This is a genomic window from Rhodococcus sp. P-2, from assembly GCF_016598535.1.
Lineage (GTDB): Bacteria > Actinomycetota > Actinomycetes > Mycobacteriales > Mycobacteriaceae > Rhodococcus_F > Rhodococcus_F baikonurensis.
Genome location: NZ_CP066779.1, coordinates 775,860 through 792,103 on the forward strand (window position 1 = coordinate 775,860; position 16,244 = coordinate 792,103).

16 protein-coding genes are annotated in these 16,244 nt (G+C 62.4%); 7 read left to right on the plus strand and 9 right to left on the minus strand.

All coding sequences use genetic code 11. The features are described from left to right. Nucleotides 1-3: 3 nt before the first annotated feature. From I7X09_RS03690 to I7X09_RS03705, 4 genes are all read right to left on the minus strand, one after another. Nucleotides 4-816 (minus strand): ATP-binding cassette domain-containing protein, encoded by an 813-nt coding sequence (locus tag I7X09_RS03690; protein ID WP_007727336.1) that lies wholly within the window; start codon nt 814-816, stop codon nt 4-6. Between the two features lie 3 nt (nt 817-819). Further along, nucleotides 820-1,878 carry an ABC transporter permease gene (locus tag I7X09_RS03695; RefSeq protein ID WP_003940759.1) on the minus strand — a complete coding sequence of 353 codons (1,059 nt, stop codon included), beginning with the start codon at nt 1,876-1,878 and terminating at the stop codon, nt 820-822. Nucleotides 1,879-1,942: 64 nt separating this feature from the next. Next, entirely contained in the window at nt 1,943-2,944 is a 1,002-nt protein-coding gene (locus I7X09_RS03700) for a substrate-binding domain-containing protein (protein WP_007727338.1), read from the minus strand. 160 nt (nt 2,945-3,104) lie between these two features. Further along, the gene (locus I7X09_RS03705) at nt 3,105-4,106 is read right to left on the minus strand and encodes a LacI family DNA-binding transcriptional regulator (protein WP_200315623.1); all 1,002 of its coding nucleotides are present in this window, start codon (nt 4,104-4,106) and stop codon (nt 3,105-3,107) included. Nucleotides 4,107-4,221: 115 nt separating this feature from the next. Here I7X09_RS03705 and I7X09_RS03710 point away from each other — a divergent pair, with 115 nt between their 5' ends. The 4 genes from I7X09_RS03710 to I7X09_RS03725 all read left to right on the plus strand — a co-directional run bounded on the left by I7X09_RS03710 (nt 4,222) and on the right by I7X09_RS03725 (nt 7,756). Further along, nucleotides 4,222-5,247, plus strand: coding sequence for a Gfo/Idh/MocA family oxidoreductase (locus I7X09_RS03710; RefSeq protein ID WP_124566471.1), 1,026 nt, complete (start codon nt 4,222-4,224; stop codon nt 5,245-5,247). Further along, nucleotides 5,244-6,020 (plus strand): TIM barrel protein, encoded by a 777-nt coding sequence (locus tag I7X09_RS03715; protein WP_200315625.1) that lies wholly within the window; start codon nt 5,244-5,246, stop codon nt 6,018-6,020. The genes I7X09_RS03710 and I7X09_RS03715 overlap by 4 nt, the downstream gene beginning before the upstream one ends. Nucleotides 6,021-6,192: 172 nt before the next feature. Beyond that, nucleotides 6,193-7,377: a phytanoyl-CoA dioxygenase family protein gene (locus I7X09_RS03720; protein WP_200315627.1), complete on the plus strand. Its 1,185-nt coding sequence runs from the start codon at nt 6,193-6,195 to the stop codon at nt 7,375-7,377. A gap of 61 nt (nt 7,378-7,438) precedes the next feature. Further along, entirely contained in the window at nt 7,439-7,756 is a 318-nt protein-coding gene (locus tag I7X09_RS03725) for a hypothetical protein (RefSeq protein WP_234036784.1), read from the plus strand. Nucleotides 7,757-7,795: 39 nt separating this feature from the next. Here I7X09_RS03725 and I7X09_RS03730 read toward each other — a convergent pair whose 3' ends face one another. The 5 genes from I7X09_RS03730 to I7X09_RS03750 all read right to left on the minus strand — a co-directional run bounded on the left by I7X09_RS03730 (nt 7,796) and on the right by I7X09_RS03750 (nt 13,246). Then, the gene (locus I7X09_RS03730) at nt 7,796-8,221 is read right to left on the minus strand and encodes a hypothetical protein (RefSeq protein ID WP_234036785.1); all 426 of its coding nucleotides are present in this window, start codon (nt 8,219-8,221) and stop codon (nt 7,796-7,798) included. 5 nt (nt 8,222-8,226) lie between these two features. After that, nucleotides 8,227-9,717 (minus strand): rifampin monooxygenase Iri, encoded by a 1,491-nt coding sequence (gene iri, locus I7X09_RS03735; RefSeq protein WP_200315631.1) that lies wholly within the window; start codon nt 9,715-9,717, stop codon nt 8,227-8,229. Nucleotides 9,718-9,837: 120 nt separating this feature from the next. After that, on the minus strand, nt 9,838-11,223 hold the full coding sequence (locus I7X09_RS03740) for an MFS transporter (protein WP_234036786.1): 1,386 nt from the start codon (nt 11,221-11,223) through the stop codon (nt 9,838-9,840). 30 nt (nt 11,224-11,253) lie between these two features. Beyond that, a complete protein-coding gene (locus tag I7X09_RS03745; protein ID WP_200315633.1) occupies nt 11,254-12,402 on the minus strand; it encodes a Gfo/Idh/MocA family protein in 1,149 nt (382 codons plus the stop codon). Nucleotides 12,403-12,508: 106 nt separating this feature from the next. Further along, the gene (locus tag I7X09_RS03750) at nt 12,509-13,246 is read right to left on the minus strand and encodes a GntR family transcriptional regulator (protein ID WP_050654863.1); all 738 of its coding nucleotides are present in this window, start codon (nt 13,244-13,246) and stop codon (nt 12,509-12,511) included. A gap of 199 nt (nt 13,247-13,445) precedes the next feature. Between I7X09_RS03750 and iolC the strand changes: the two genes are divergently transcribed. Genes iolC through iolB form a run of 3 tightly spaced genes read left to right on the plus strand, consistent with a single transcriptional unit; the run spans nt 13,446 to nt 16,236 of the window. Further along, nucleotides 13,446-14,450 (plus strand): 5-dehydro-2-deoxygluconokinase, encoded by a 1,005-nt coding sequence (gene iolC, locus I7X09_RS03755; protein WP_200315635.1) that lies wholly within the window; start codon nt 13,446-13,448, stop codon nt 14,448-14,450. Beyond that, entirely contained in the window at nt 14,443-15,342 is a 900-nt protein-coding gene (locus I7X09_RS03760; protein WP_020969139.1) for a Cgl0159 family (beta/alpha)8-fold protein, read from the plus strand. Before iolC ends, I7X09_RS03760 begins: the two co-directional genes overlap by 8 nt. A 21-nt stretch (nt 15,343-15,363) precedes the next feature. Then, nucleotides 15,364-16,236 carry a 5-deoxy-glucuronate isomerase gene (gene iolB, locus I7X09_RS03765; protein WP_007727367.1) on the plus strand — a complete coding sequence of 291 codons (873 nt, stop codon included), beginning with the start codon at nt 15,364-15,366 and terminating at the stop codon, nt 16,234-16,236. Nucleotides 16,237-16,244: the final 8 nt, after the last annotated feature.

Sequence of the window (16,244 nt, forward strand, 5' to 3'; positions counted from 1 at the left end):
GATCTAGCGGCGAAGCTCGTGGGTCAGTGTCTCGAGCTCGTCACCGCCCGCCATCTCCTTGGTGAGTTCTTCGAGCGAGATGTCGTCGTATTTGGCGTCGAGTTTCTGACGTCCTCGGTTGAGGAGTACGAAGTGATCTCCGACCATGTAGGCGTGGTGCGGATTGTGCGTGATGAAGATGACGCCGAATCCCTGTTCCTTGGCAGCGGTGATGTAGCGCAACACCATTCCTGACTGCTTGACGCCGAGCGCTGCGGTCGGCTCGTCGAGAATCAGCACACGCGCGCCGAAGAAGATGGCGCGGGCGATGGCAACGCACTGACGCTGTCCGCCCGAGAGGCTGCCGATCGGTGCGTCGACGTCGGGCAGTTCGATGCCCATCTTCGACAGTTCCGAGAGCGTCGTCGCGCGCATGGCGTTGGCGTCGAGCGACTTGATGAGGCCGCCCTTACGAAGTTCCTGGCCGAGGAAGAAGTTGCGCCACACCGGCATCAGCGCGACGACGGCAAGATCCTGATAGACCGTCGCAATGCCTTTGCCGAGGGCTTCTTTCGGAGAGTGGAACGTGGTCGGTTCGCCGTCGACGAGCAGTTCACCTTCGCTCTGCTGGTGCAGTCCGGCGATGATCTTGATCAGCGTGGACTTGCCGGCACCGTTGTCACCGAGCACGCCGGTCACTTCACCCGCGCCGACGCGCAGGTTGATGCCCTTGAGCGCGATGATGTTTCCGTATTGCTTACCGACGTCCTTGAGTTCGATCAGTGGCACGTTGCCGCCCGAGTTCGAGAGAGCGGGAACTTCAGCTGTGGTACTCATGTGTCACCTTTTCGCAGCGTAGTTGCGGAATGCGTTGTTGGCGATGACCGCGAACAGCAGCATGGCGCCGAGGAAGAACTTGAACCAGTCCGGGTTCCAGCCTGCGTAGACGATGCCCTGGTTGGTCATACCGAAGATGAATGCGCCGATCGCAGCGCCGATCGCGGTTCCGTAACCACCGGTGAGCAAGCAACCGCCGATGACTGCGGCAATGATGTACAGGAACTCGTTACCGACGCCCTGTCCGGACTGAACCGTGTTGAACGAGAACAGCAGATGCATGCCGACGAACCAGGCGGCAAAACCGACGGTCATGAACAGACCGATCTTGACTGCGGTCACCGGGACACCGATCGCGCGTGCGCTGTCCTGATTGCCGCCGACCGCGAAGATCCAGTTGCCGATCTTGGTCTTGAACAAAACAAACGTGGCGATGGCGGTGAACAGCAGCCACCACACGACCGTGATCTTGACCGACACCCCGAAAACCGAGAACGACGATGCGAATACCTTTTTGGCGGAATCGAATCCGGCCATGTCGGAGACGCTGGGTGTTGCAACCTGACCACTCACGAGCTTGGTAACGGCCAGGTTGATACCGGTCAACATCAAGAACGAACTCAAGGTGATGAGGAAGCTGGGAATCTTCGTCTTCATGACGAGGTAGCCGTTGAAGAATCCGACCGCGAGCGAGACGACCAGCGCCAGAATCGCGCCCACCCACAGATTGAGGTGCAGGTTGTAGGCGATCATCGACGCGGCGAGCGAGGACGTGGTGACTGCGACGCCGGCGGAGAGGTCGAACTCGCCGCCGATCATGAGCAGGGCGACGGCACAAGCCATGATACCGATCGTAGAGCTGGAGTAGAGCACTGTCGCAAGCGCTTCCGGCGTACGGAACGGTGCCGCGACGATACAGAAGAAGATGAAGATGGCGATGGCGCCGACAAGTGAACCCATCTCCGGGCGGAGCAACAGACGCTGAATGCGCTTCTGCTCCTTCACCCGTTCATCGGTGACGACCTTGTGGGCGGCAAGGTCGAGATCTGCCTGAGTGGACATGATTTCCCTTCCGTGCTGGACAGGCGCACGGAGGGGTGGTGTCTCAGCCCTCCGTGCGCCCGGATCAGCGAGTTCCGTTCTTGGCGTACTCGGCGACCGAGTCGATGTTGGTGTTGTCGATGAACGCGGGTCCGGTCAGGGTCGGCAAGCCGCCACCGATCACGTTGCCGTTGTTGAGGTAAAGCCACAGCGAATCGATGGCGAGATAGCCCTGCAGGAAGGGTTGCTGGTCCACTGCCCACTGCACGTCACCCGATTTGATGGCGTCGACGAGCGCTGCGTTGGTGTCGAAGGTGACGACCTTCGCCTTGCTGCCCGCATTGCCGACCGACGTCACGGACGTCAAGGCAAACGGCGCACCGAGCGCGAGAACTCGATCGATTGCCGGGTCCTGTTGAAGTTTCGCGGTGATCGTCGACTCCACCGACGGCATGTCCTTGCCGTTGACGTTGAGAATCTCCGTCGTTCCCTTGAACGACTTCTTCACACCGGCACAACGTGATTCGAGGCTCACGTTGCCCTGCTCCTGAATGACGCACAGCACCTTGGTGGCGCCTTCAGTGTTGAGTCGTTCGCCGGCAGCTTCACCGGCAATCGACTCGTCCTGACCGAAGTACTCCTTGACGCCCATGTCCTTCCAGGTTTCGAGGCCCGAATTGAGGGCGACCACCGGAATGCCTGCGGCAGTCGCACTTTGGACCGCAGCAACCATGGCGTCAGGCTTCGCGAGGGTGACGGCGATCCCGTCGACCTTGCTGTCGATCGCGCTCTGAACCAGGTTCGCCTGGTTCGGCGCCTCTGGATCGGCAGAGTACCGAAGTTCGATGTTGTCCTTCGCCGCTGCGGTTTCGGCGCCCTTGCGCACCAGATCCCAGAATGTGTCACCGGGAACTTCGTGGGTGATCATCGCGATGGTGGCGCGGGGCGTGTCCGCCGTACCCGCACCCATTCCGGATCCTGAGGAATCCGGCTTTCCACCGGTACTCGAACAGGCGGCCAGACCCAAGACCACGACTGAGGCTCCGGCCAGTACGGCAACGCTCTTGCGTCCCGTGAGAAACGACATGTGAACTCCCTCTCGACATCAACCAACGGCCCGCGAACGGATGGTGCTCGGTTGTATGTGAAAGATGTAATACCCGTCACAGTCGAATGTCAATAGTTTGTTCTGACATTAGGACTGCTTATCAAAGACCGGACAAACTGGTTGGAGCCGAAACAGCTGGTCAACGCCCCGCGGGTCCAGTTGAACCTCGAACCACAAGTTGCGGCTGCACGACAATGTCCTTTCCCAATGGCCCACTTCCACCGTCGAGACGTTCGGAGATCCGCTCGACCGCAGCGCCACCCAGAAACGCCGTGTCCTGCCCGACGCTGGTCAGATCGATGTGCGCCAAACCGGCCAATGCGCTGTTGTCGAATCCGATCACGGACACCTCGCCCGGCACCGAGATTCCGGCTCGCAGAAAGACGTCGAGAACTCCGAGTGCGCAGCGATCGTTGAAAGCGAAGACCGCCCCGGGCAGTCCCCCCTCGACCATCGACTGCGCGGCATCTGCGCCGAACTCCTCCGTGAGACCACCCGGAAGAATCCTCGACTCCAGACCTGCCGCCCGCATGGCCTTGCGATAGCCCTGACGCCTCTCCTGAGCGCCGGGACCGCGTCCACCGTCGACGTGGACGATCGAGCGGTGCCCGAGTTCGACGAGATGATTCACGGCCATCACGGCGCCCGCCTCGTCGTCCGTGCGGACAACGTCCACATGTGCTGAGGGCATCTTCCGGGCGAGCACGACGACGGGAACCTTGGCAGCCAGGTCGACGATCTCCGATTCCGGTGCCTGTGAACCCAACAGCAAGATCGCCTCGCATCGGTCGTCGAGAAGGGTACGCACGGCGCGCGAGCCAGGCCTGCGATCCGAGACGGCACTGAGGACGACGTCGTAGCGCAACCTTTCCGCCGCGTCGTAGATCTCGTCGAGCAACTCCGCGTGAAATGTCTGCGCTGCAACGTAGCTCACGCCGATCAAGCGACTGCGATGTTGACGCAACAGTCGCGCCGCGGTATCGGGTCGATAGCCGAGTTGATCAGCAGCCGCCTTGACCCGAACGCGCGTCGCATCGCTGGCACCCGGGACGTCACGAATGACGATGGACACCAGTGCGCGTGACACACCGGCCAGGTCTGCTACGTCTTGCAAGGTGGGACGTCGACTGTTCACCTCCACAGACTAGATCGTTCCAGCAAAAATGCACCGAAACGTTGACGCGAGGAGCAACCGGCGCTTTACTGACAGCACTAGAACGATCTAGTTCCTCACTCTCACTCCGAACGGAGCCCCAATGTCTGCCTCTGTTGCAGTCGGTCTCATCGGCGCCGGATGGATCGGCCGCTTCCACGGCGAATCCGTCGCACTGCGCATCCCTGGCACACGTCTGGTCGCCGTCGCCGACCCGGTGCCCGGCGCTGCAGCGTCATTGATCGAGCGCGTCAGTCCCGACGCTCGCGCGTACACCGATGCCCTCGCGTTGATTGCCGATCCGAACGTCGAGGCGGTGCTCATCAGTACGCCCGCCCCGACACATACCGATCTCGTGGTCGCGGCTGCGGAGGCCGGCAAACATGTCTTCTGCGAGAAGCCGATGGCTTTGACACTCGCGGACGCCGATCGAGCAATCGACGCTTGCGCCACGAACAACGTTGCGCTGCAAGTCGGTTTCAATCGCCGTTTCGCCGACGATTTCGCGGCGGCCCACGACGTGATCACTTCCGGCGGAATCGGGACCCCACAGCTACTGCGTTCCCTGACGCGCGATCCTGGCATCACTGCCGACGTCGCCGCCCGGGTCAAGCCGTGGACCATCTTCAACGAGACACTGATTCACGACTTCGACGCTCTGCTCTGGCTCAACCCGGGGGCTCGCGTCGTCGAGGTGTTCGCACAGGCCGATGCTCTCATCCACCCGCAGTACAAGGAACAGGGTTACCTCGATACGTCGATGGTTCAGTTGCGCTTCGACAACGGCGCCCTCGCGTCGGCCGAGGCCAACTTCCAGGCCACCTACGGTTACGACGTGCGCGGCGAGGTTTTCGGTTCCGGTGGAATGGTCAGCGCAGGCGAGGTCACGCGGACCGCGATGCGCCATTTCAGCTCACCGGGCGTTCTGGCCGACACACCTCGGGTGAACATCGAACTGTTCCATGACGCATATGTGGCCCAGTTGGCACATTTCGCCGACTGCATCCGCTCCGGTGCTGCGCCGTCAGTCGACGGTCTCGATGCCCGCAATGCGCTGGAAATCGCCCTGGCGGCAAAAGAATCCGTGGAGACCGGACTGCCCGTTTCGCTGCTGTCGGTGCGGCGATGAGCCCCTTCGACTTGGCGGTCTCCGCCGAGATGACGTTCACCGAACTCCCCTTCGTCGAGCGTGTCCAGCGGATCTCGGAGGCGGGATTTGCAGTCGAGATCTGGAGTTGGCAGGACAAGGACCTCGATGCTCTGGTCGCCACCGGGGCTCGGTTCTCCTCGATGACCGGCTACCTCCACGGCGATTTGTTCGACGAAGCGGGCAGCGCCGAACTGGTCCGCACGGCCCAGTTGTGTCTCGCTCCGGCAGCGAAACTCGGTGTTCCCCGGCTGAACTTCCATACCGGCGAGTTGGTCGACGGACAGGCTGCGCGCCCGCAATATCGAACTACGGGAGCGATGTGGCTGACGGCCCAACGCGCTCTGGAGAAGATCGCGCGACTGGGCGAAGACGCCGGAGTCGTCTTCTGTCTCGAAAACCTCAATACGATCGTCGATCACCCCGGAGTACCGATGGCCCGCGCCAAAGACACTCTGGCACTGGTGGAATCCGTCTCACATCCAAACCTCAAGATGATGCTCGACCTCTACCACGCCCAGATCGGCGAAGGAAATCTCATCGAACTCGTGCGGCGCTGTGGTGACAACATCGGCGAGATTCAAGTGGCAGACGTTCCGGGGCGCTGTGAACCCGGCACGGGCGAGATCAACTACCCCGCCATCGCACGCGTTCTCGCCGAGCAGGGATACACCGGCACAATCGGTTTGGAGGGGTGGGCATCGGGAGACAGTGACACCGCACTCGATGCTTTCCGGAAGGCCTTCACTCTCTAGCTCTCACCCGGGAACGTGATCCCGTCGCAGCGCGCGGATCTTCCGTCACCGGTCCAGTCCACGGGGCCGCTTGCTGAGGGCTTTTTGATGGATTTCAGGGGTAGTTTCGATGGCTTCACCTTGGCAGTCTTGAGGACCAGCTCATCGTGAACACCGTAGGAAAGGTCCCCGAATGACTTCCCCACTGACCGACCACACCGTGCCGTTCGCGGGTAGGTTGCACCGAAAAGATTGCAACATCGACGCCTTCGCAGCTCTGGTCACGCACGAGACAGACCTTGCCGATTACCCGTACACCGATTCGGTGGCCGACGGCGTTCTTCTGTACCGCTCGGACTCACTGGTCGAGCAATCGGCGAATCCTGAAATCCGTGCCGAGATCCAGGACGAGATCGCCCGGGCGTTACTCACAGGCCCCGGCATCACAGTCTTTCAAGGCGCGTTCGACGCGGAGATACTGGATCGCGCCAGCGCAGTTTTTCGTGAACTGATTGCGCGCCAACACGAATCCGGCGCAGCGTCCGGAGATCACTTCGCCAAGCCTGGCGCCAACGATCGGATCTGGGGTGCACAACTGAAGTTGGCGCTCGAAGATCCCCGGACCTACGTGGACTACTACGCGAACAGCATTGTCGATTTGGTTTCGGAAGCCTGGCTGGGCCCCATGTATCAGGTGACGTCGGACGTCAACGTCGTCAATCCCGGTGGCGCCGCGCAGAACCCACATCGCGACTACCACCTCGGTTTCATGTCGAGCGACGTAGCCGCGAAGTTTCGGGCGCATGTTCACCGCTTGACCCCTGCCCTCACCTTGCAAGGTGCCGTCGCCCATGTGGACATGCCGGCAGAGACGGGGCCGACGAAGTATCTGCCTTACTCTCAGCAATTCGAATCCGGATACCTCGCGTTCGAGCGTCCCGAGTTCAAGGAGTTCTTCGAAGCCAACTACGTCCAATTACCTTTGAAGAAGGGAGATGCCGTCTTCTTCAACCCTGCACTGTTCCACGCCGCCGGCCACAACAAATCCGCCGACGTCCTGCGTATGGCAAATCTTCTCCAGGTGTCGTCGGCCTTCGGTCGAGCCCTCGGAACCATCGACCGGGAAGCACTCGTCAACGCGATCTATCCGGCACTGCTCGCCCTCGGCGAGGCGGGGTCCGACGACGCAGTTCGGTGCGCCGTCGCCGCCTCTGCCGAGGGCTACGCCTTCCCGACCAATTTGGACCGAGACCAACCGATCGAGGGCCTCGCGCCTCAGACGCAGGCCGAACTCGTGACGGAGGCGGTTCGTGAGCGGATCTCACCTGATCGACTGGCCGATCTACTGAAGGCACAGTCCGAGAGACGAATGAGCTGAGGGACGGCAGCGCTGAACAGACTTGGACCGCTTAATGCCGGTCGGTCGGTACGCTCGGAGCATGGGGTGGGATTTGTTAGTGCTGTTCGCCATGGTCGGCCCGTTGGCGGTGTTCGGGTGGGCGGCTGTCCGGGCGAAGCGCCGCGGACTCGGTGGCTCGTTCGTGGGGCCGTTTCAGGAGATGTTCGATCCCGGTGCTGCGCGAGCACAGACGGTCGTCGAACAGATCGCGGAACTACCGGATCCTGCGGACTCCGGCGATCCGGACAACGACGACGATGTGCCGTACACAGTCGCCTACGAGGGTGTTCGGCTCCACATCAACCCAGGTAGGGCTCGACAGCGTGGGGGCGACGGGACCGCCAGGCGAGCCGAGTGACAGTCGGGCCGGATACAACGCGAGGGAGAACTGGTTCGGTCAGGATCCGCGCAGTTGATAGGTGACACCGTTCTCCAACTCATCTGAGCTGAAGGACTCCGGAGAGAAGTGGCCCAAGCCCACCTCGTAGTTTCTCTGGTTTGCGGGGATGGCATCGAAATGCGCGGTGTAGGAGCAAGTACTCGTTCCGTCGGGAAGCTGATCGATTGCCTCGACCTCGAGCGTCGACCTTGTGGATCCCGCGCCGCTGCCCCCGAAAATGTCGATTTGGTCGTTCGGAGCAACACGGATCATGTCGATCACGCACGCTCCGGAGCCCGTCTCGGCCTGCTCTGCCTGACCGGTCACCGTTATCGTGGCGGCAAAGGTTTTCGGCACATCGACATTGGTTGCGCAGCTTGTCAGCATCAGCGCTCCCACAGAGCCCGCTGCCGCGGCCGCAACCTGTGCTGACCTTCGCCTCATAGTCGTCAACGGTAGTGCGTCCGAGACGCCTCGGGGTCTCGGTTGTCGAAATCGAAGGGTCGCGTGCGGTCCCTCGCCGGCCGACCGAACCACGTGGACAGCTGAGTGTCCAACTCCGCCTGCGTATCCCCCAGCCACACCACATGACCGTCCGGTCGAAGCAGGACGGCCGGAGCGTCCAATTCAGCGCTGGTGTCGATGACGTGATCGACGCGGTCGTTCCAACCATCGACCGACAGTTTGCCGCCCTGGTCGAGCAGAAGTCCACGGCCGGAGCGCATCAGGTCGTACAGGTTGCCGCGCGTCAGGGCGATGTCCCTCAGCCTCCGACCGAGTAGGTCGTCGCCTGCGCCGAAGTCGTAGCGAATCGAGATCGCAGTGATCTTCTCGGTCAGATAGCGCTTGACGTCTTCGAATTCCATCAACTCGGAGACCAAACGACGGACCGCTTGCGGACCGGCCGCGGTGGAGATCAACTCTGCCTGCGCACGCGTGTTGTCCAGTACGTCGGCAGCGACCGGACGCCGTTCCGATTCGTACGTGTCGAGCAGACCATCCGGTGCCCAGCCGTTGATCTCGGCCGCGAGCTTCCAGCCGAGGTTGAAGGCATCCTGGACACCGAGATTGAGGCCTTGACCGCCCATCGGCGGGTGGATATGGGCGGCATCGCCGGCGAGAAAGATCCGGTCACGCCGGTAGTGCTCCGCCAGACGGGTGGCGTCACCGAAGCGCGAGAGCCACCGCGGCGAGTGCACACCGAAGTCGGTGCCCGCGATGGCCAGTAGCTGTTGCTTGATGTCGTCGAGGGTGGTGGGAACCGCGCGACCGTCGGCAACTTCGGCCGCGGGTACCACGACACGAAAAGCGCCGTTGCCGGCGGGACCGACTCCGAATCGTTTGTGCGTTTCGCGAATTTCGGCGACAACTGCTGCCAGTTCGTCAGCCGGCATGGTCACGTCCATTTCGCCGATCAGGGTGTCGGCGCTCGACGGCTCGCCGGGAAACCCGACGTCGATCAGCTTCCGTACAGTGCTGCGGCCACCGTCGCAGCCTACGAGGTAACGCACATGAAGTGTTGTGCCGTCCGACAATTCCGCTGTGACATTGTCGGCGTCTTGACGGATCGCGACGACGCGCTTTCCGCGCCGAATGTCCGCGCCGACGTCGATGGCGTGTTCGGCAAGAATCCTGTCGATCTCGGGCTGAGGTATCCCCAGTACGTATCCGTGGGCAGTATCGAGGTGAGCGGGTGCTGGTTTGCTGATCCCGGCAAAGAATCCACCGAGCGGGTACTTGCGGCCGTGCGCGAGGAACGTGTCTAGCAACCCGCGCTGCTCCATGATTTCGATGCTGCGCACATGGATACCGAGGGCACGGACGAACTGAGTCGGCTCCTCGTCCTTGTCCACGACGACGACATCGACGCCCTGTAGCCGGAGCTCACCTGCCAACATCAATCCAGTTGGTCCAGCACCGACAATGATGACGTCACTCATGCGATCCCCTCCTTCGGGCAAGGCATTTGCTTGCTCGCAGCAGACGAGTGTGCACCATCACCCGGGCCTTGCCGCAAGCCCCGGGTCCCGCGTTATGATGAAAGTGGCGGGAGGCACTTCTCATCGGCGCGCCAACACCACAGCACCTGTATCGCGTGGGAGCCGCCAACTTTCGATCACCGTCGGCACCAGCAAGATTCCGAGGACACCCAGAGTCAGCGAAAACGGCGCTCCGCCGCCGACATCGCCCGATTCCGCCAACGTTGTGCAGAGCGTGATCACCAACGCGGACAGCGCAATACCCAGACCGGACGCCAGCTCCTGCAGGGTTGCATGCAAGGTATTGGCATCGGTCAGCTCCCCCGAGTCGACCTCGGCGAACGCCACGCTGTTGTACGCAGTGAACCCGATTGATCGCAGCGCGCCACTGACGAACAGCGCGACGGCGACAACTCCGTCCGGTGTCGACGACGAAATCAGCGCCAGCGCACCGAAGCACACCACCGACAGAACGCCGTTTCCCACCAGAACTCGCCTGATCCCGAACCTGCGCATGAGCGGCGTGGTGAGCGGTTTGATCGCGATATTGCCCGCAAACAGGGCCATCACCAACAGACCGGCCTTGAACGCCGACATTCCAAATCCCACTTGGAACAACAGTGGCAGCACAAACGGCACACCCGTGATCACGAGCCGGTACAGCGAGCCGCTCGACGCGACGATCCGAAACGATCGGAGCCGGAGGACCCCGAGCGCAATGAGCGGGTGATCCGACCGGAGGAGGTGAATGACGGCCAAGGTCAACAAGATCAGAGTCACAACGATCCCGAGGCCCACTCGAATCCAATCGGTCCCGGAACTGTGCACGCTGTCGAGTGCCACAACGAGCACGGCGACGCCTGCTCCGATCACCACCAGGCCCAGCCAGTCGAGGCTTCGTTTTTGCACTTTCCGAAGATCGGGCACCATGCGCAATGCAAGGAGAAACCCGACGATCCCGATCGGGACGTTGATCAGGAAGATCCAACGCCACGACGCGATCGACACGACGGCTCCGCCCACAGCGGGCGCGAGGACCGGCGCTGTGAGCGCCGGCCACGTCAGGTATGCGATAGCCCGTACGAGTTCCGCCTTCGATGTCACTCGCAATACCGCGAGCCGCCCTACCGGCACCATCATGGCGCCGCCTACCCCTTGAAGTGCGCGCATTCCCACCAGCATCGGCAGGGACGTGCTCAGTGCACATCCCACCGACGCCACCGTGAAAACGGCTATGGCAGAGATGAAGACACGTCGCGTTCCGAACCTGTCGGCCATCCATCCGCTCGCCGGGATCAGGACGGCCAACACCAGGAGATACGAAGAAACGGCGATATTGACGTCGACGGCGTCAACTCCGAAGGAATGGGCTATCGACGGCAGCGCCGTCGTGAGAATCGTCGCGTCTAGCATCTCCATGAACAGTGCTGCTGCCACCAGCAACGCCAGTCCGCGGGGAAATGTCACTGCGCCAGAGCCTTTCGGGGAAATTCTCGATCAGCCGAGAGAAATCCAGCCACCGGAGGAGACCGAGGCGACCATCGCGTCCAGAGCCTGCGCGGACGCGACGGCATCAGCGACAGTCGCGCCCCGCGGCGCTCCGCCCACGATCGAGGAGACGAAATTGCGAGCCTCGATGACCTTCAGGTCGTCATAACCCATGGCGTTGGCCGCGCCGGGTTGGAAGCGGCCGAACTCTCCCGACTCGGGGCCGACCAAAACCGTCGTGACGGATTGGTCCTGATACTTCGAGCCGAGGCTGGTGCCCAGTTCACCCATCCGGCGGTAATCCCAGAACACGGCACCCTTCGTACCGTGAATCTCGAATCCGTAGTTGTTCTGCTCTCCCACGGCGACGCGGCACGCTTCGAGTGTGCAGCGGCCGCCAGAGCCGAGCCGCAGCAGTGCGCTGACGAAGTCTTCGTTCTCGACAGCTCCCATCTCCCCACCGCTGGCCCGGGCATGCCCGCTGGTCGCGGCGGACGGACGCGCGCGCTCCGGAATGAAGATCGCAGTATCCGCAACGAGAGCGTCGACGTCGCCGAGGAGATGCCGGATCAGATCGATACCGTGCGAAGCCAAGTCGCCCAGGACGCCCGCGCCGCCGCGCTCACGCTCGTATCGCCAACTCAAAGCACCTTCGGGATGCGCCGCGTAGTCACTCAGGAAGCGAAAACGCGAATGCGTGATCGTGCCCAACTCCCCCGAGTCGATCAGGGTTTTTGCCAGGGCGACTGCCGGCGCATTTCGATAGTTGAAACCGACGGTCGACTGCACACCGGCCTTCGAGACAGCTGCTGCAACAGCTTTCGCATCATCCGTCGACAATCCGACGGGCTTTTCGATCCAGATGTGTTTGCCGGCCTCTGCCATTGCGATGCCGATGTCACGGTGCAAGAAGTTCGGGGCCGTGATGCTCACCGCGTCGATGGTCGGATCGGCCGCGATGTCACGCCAATCCTGGGTGAAAGCCTCGAAACCGAATTGGTCCGCCGCTTCCTGCCCTCGGCCTGGCACCTCGTCGGCGACGGCGGCCAGGCGGATCACGGGGAGCTGGGGATAGTGCTGCCGCAGACGCAGATACGCCTGCGTGTGGACGCGGCCCATCCATCCGAATCCGGCAACTGCTACTGAAATGCCTGTCATGAGGCTCCGTTCGGGTCAAATGATCGAAGGATCGCAGAAATGTCGGGACCACAAATCACCCCCACTGACTCGGTCAGGCGGGTACTCGTGTCACCGGGATCGAGATCTAGCGGTCGACCACGGTGGTGTCGAAGTAGTAACGCGACGCTCGGTAGCAGTGGCTGCCGTACTCGACGGCACTACCTGAATCGTCAAATGCAGTGCGGCTCATGGTCAAGAGGGCAGCACCCACTTTCTCGTCGAGCAATCCTGCTTCTTCGCGAGTCGCCGCCCGAGCGCCGATTCGCTGCCGTGCCACACGGATGTGAACGCCGCGAGTTCGCAAGGTTTGGTAGAGCCCCTGCGTCTCCAACTCCTCGGGATCGGGTGCGATGTCCACCGGAATGTAATTGGTCATCACTGCCAGCGGTTCGCCGTTGGTGCTGCGCAGACGCCTGATGGTGGCCACTTCGGCGTCGGGTTCGAGGTTGAGTTCCGCGGCAACGCCCTCGGCGGGAACTCCCACCGTGAACTCGAGCAGCTTGGTCGTCGGCGCCTGGCCTGCCCTCGCGAGGTCGTCGAACAGGCTGGTGAGCTCGACCGGGCGGTGCACCGGACTCTGCACCACCTGAGTTCCGACTCCCCGCTTACGAACTAGTAGGCCCTTGTCCACCAGTTCCTGGATCGCGCGTCGCGTGGTCGGACGCGAGAGATTGAGCCGTTTGGCCAACGCCAGTTCGTTCTCGAAGCGATCACCTGGGGCAAGTTCGCCACCGAGAATAGCTCCCTCGATTGCCTGGGCCAGCTGAAAATACAGTGGCACCGGGCTCGAGCGGTCCAACTCGACGGCGAGTGCTGCGACCACGGTCAACTCCGATCTGTCTTGGGAAGGCGCCGTATAGACGCTACTTCTCTCGGCAGTGTATGCGAACACTAACATTCACTTGACCGCAAGTCATAATGTCCAGACAAACTATTGACAATCGCTGTGTCGCGGCGCACAGTTTCAGTCATACATCGGTGCCCTGCGTGGGCAGCCCACCACGAACTCTCGGGAGTCAGTCTTGACAAGCATCAACACTCACCAGAGCGGGTCATACATCCCTGACGCACCATTCGACGTGCTTGCCATCGGCCGATCGGGGGTGGACATCTACCCACTTCAGACCGGTGTCGGACTCGAAGACGTCGAGACGTTCGGCAAATTCCTCGGCGGCAGCGCAGCCAATGTGTCGGTAGCGGCCGCCCGCCTTGGACGACGAGCAGCGTTGATCTCCGGGGTAGGAAACGATCCCTTCGGAAAGTTCGTCACACGCGAGTTGGCACGTCTGGGTGTCGACAACAGGTTTGTCGTCACCAATTCCGAGTACCCGACACCCGTGACGTTCTGCGAGATCTTCCCCCCTGACGACTTCCCGCTGTACTTCTACCGCAAGCCGCATGCGCCCGACCTTCGGATCACCCCGCAAGACATCGACCTCGACGCCGTTCGAACAGCATCGCTCTACTGGTCGACGGTGACTGGGCTGTCCGAAGAACCGAGTCGCGGCGCACACTTCGCCGCCTGGGAAGCCCGTGAACGCCGCCCGCTGACGGTTCTCGATCTCGACTACCGCCCGATGTTCTGGTCGACGCCCCAGGAAGCGACCGCTCAGGTGCAGCGAGCCCTCGCACACGTGACGGTAGCCGTGGGAAACCGTGAAGAGTGCGAGATCGCGGTCGGTGAGACCAACCCCAACAAGGCCGCCGATGCGCTTCTCGACCTCGGAGTCGAACTCGCCATCGTGAAGCAGGGCCCCAAGGGCGTACTCGGCAAAACGCGAAAGCAGTCGATCACCGTGCCGCCCAACGCCGTCGACGTGGTCAACGGGCTGGGCGCGGGCGACAGCTTCGGCGGATCACTCTGCCACGGACTGTTGGCCGGATGGCCGCTGGAGAAGATACTGCGCTACGCCAACGCGGCCGGTGCGATAGTCGCGTCTCGGCTCGAATGCTCCACGGCGATGCCGACCGCCGAAGAAGTCCACGATCTCGCCGAAGCCACAGCCACGGAGGCAGTCAATGTCTGACAAGCTCGCCGCCCGCCCCCTCGCCACCACCTACGCCGACGTGACGGAACTGCGTGCGAGCGATCCGCAGATCATCGAAAAGGCCTGGGCAGCACGAACTCCTCGCGCCACTGTTCGAGGCAACGGCCGGCTCATGATCGTCGCTGCCGATCATCCGGCGCGTGGAGCACTGTCTGTCGGCGGCAAGCCGACAGCGATGAACAGTCGTACCGATCTGCTGGACCGCTTGCGCACTGCTCTCGACAATCCCGGAGTCGACGGCGTTCTCGGTACCGCGGATATTCTCGACGATCTGCTCCTCCTCGGCGCCCTCGAGGACAAGGTCGTCTTCTCGTCGATGAATCGCGGCGGCCTGGCGGGCGCGAGCTTCGAACTCGACGACCGCATGACCGGATACACCGCGGCCGGCACCGCGAAGTTCGGCATGAACGGCGGAAAGATGCTGCTGCGCATCGCCCTCGACGACGCAGGCACCCTGCCCACGATGACGGCATGTGCCGAAGCCGTGGACGAACTGGCCGCAGCCGGACTGATCGCGATGCTCGAGCCGTTCCTCTCCAGCCGCGTCAACGGCAAGGTCGTCAACGATCTCAGCCCCGACGCCGTCATCAAATCAATCCACATCTCCCAAGGTCTCGGCTCCACCTCGGCGTACACGTGGATGAAACTGCCGGTAGTCGACGAGATGGAACGGGTCATGGATGCGACCACCCTGCCGACGCTCCTCTTGGGCGGCGATCCGCAGATCGCGCCGGAAGAGACGTATGCGAAGTGGGACGCTGCCCTTCAGCTGCCGTCCGTGCGCGGATTGATAGTCGGGCGCGCGCTGCTCTACCCACCCGACGGCGACGTGACGGCTGCCGTCGACACCGCCGTCAAGCTCGTCCACTAGAACCGACCTGGCAGGAGCAAGATGTTCAGCAAGTACTACGTCCCCGCCGGCTCTTCCGCCGACGGTGATTTCACGACAGTGGTCACACCGGAGTCCGCCGGGTGGACCGAATCCAGCTTGTGGACACTCGAACTCGCCCCTGGCGCTGACGTCCACCTGCAGTCCGGTGAGAACGAGATAATCGTCGTTCCACTGGCGGGTTCAGCCGTGGTTGTTGCCGAGGGGACGGAGATTCCCCTGACCGGCCGCGCATCGGTTTTCGACGGTCCGAGCGATTTCGCGTACGTCGGTCGCGACGCCGACTACTCGGTCAGCAGCACGGGCGGAGGCCGCTTCGCCCTGTGCGGAGCGCGCGCCGGCGCCAAGCTTCCCCATCGATACGGTCCCGCGTCCGGAGTCGCGGTCGAACTTCGCGGCGCCGGAAACTGCAGCCGACAGGTCCACAACTTCGCCACCGCAGACACTTTCGAGGCAGACTCCATCATCGCGTGTGAGGTCATCACCCCCGGCGGGAACTGGTCGTCCTATCCCAGCCACAAGCACGACGAGAACAGCGATGTCGAATCGGCTCTGGAAGAGATCTACTACTTCGAGATCGACCGAAGCCCCACCGGCACCGAGGGGTTCGGCTACCACCGCGTGTACGGAACCGCCGAGCGACCAATCGAGGTGCTCGAGGAAGTTCGCTCCGGCGACGTCGTCCTCGTACCGCACGGCTATCACGGCCCGTCCATCGCAGCGCCGGGCCACCACATGTACTACCTCAACGTCATGGCAGGTTCGGGCGAGATCCGGGCGTGGAACATCTGTGACGATCCGCAACACACCTGGCTGCGTGGAAGCTGGGATCACCAGGACATCGACCCTCGACTGCCGTTGCAGTCCCACAACTGACGGAAGTG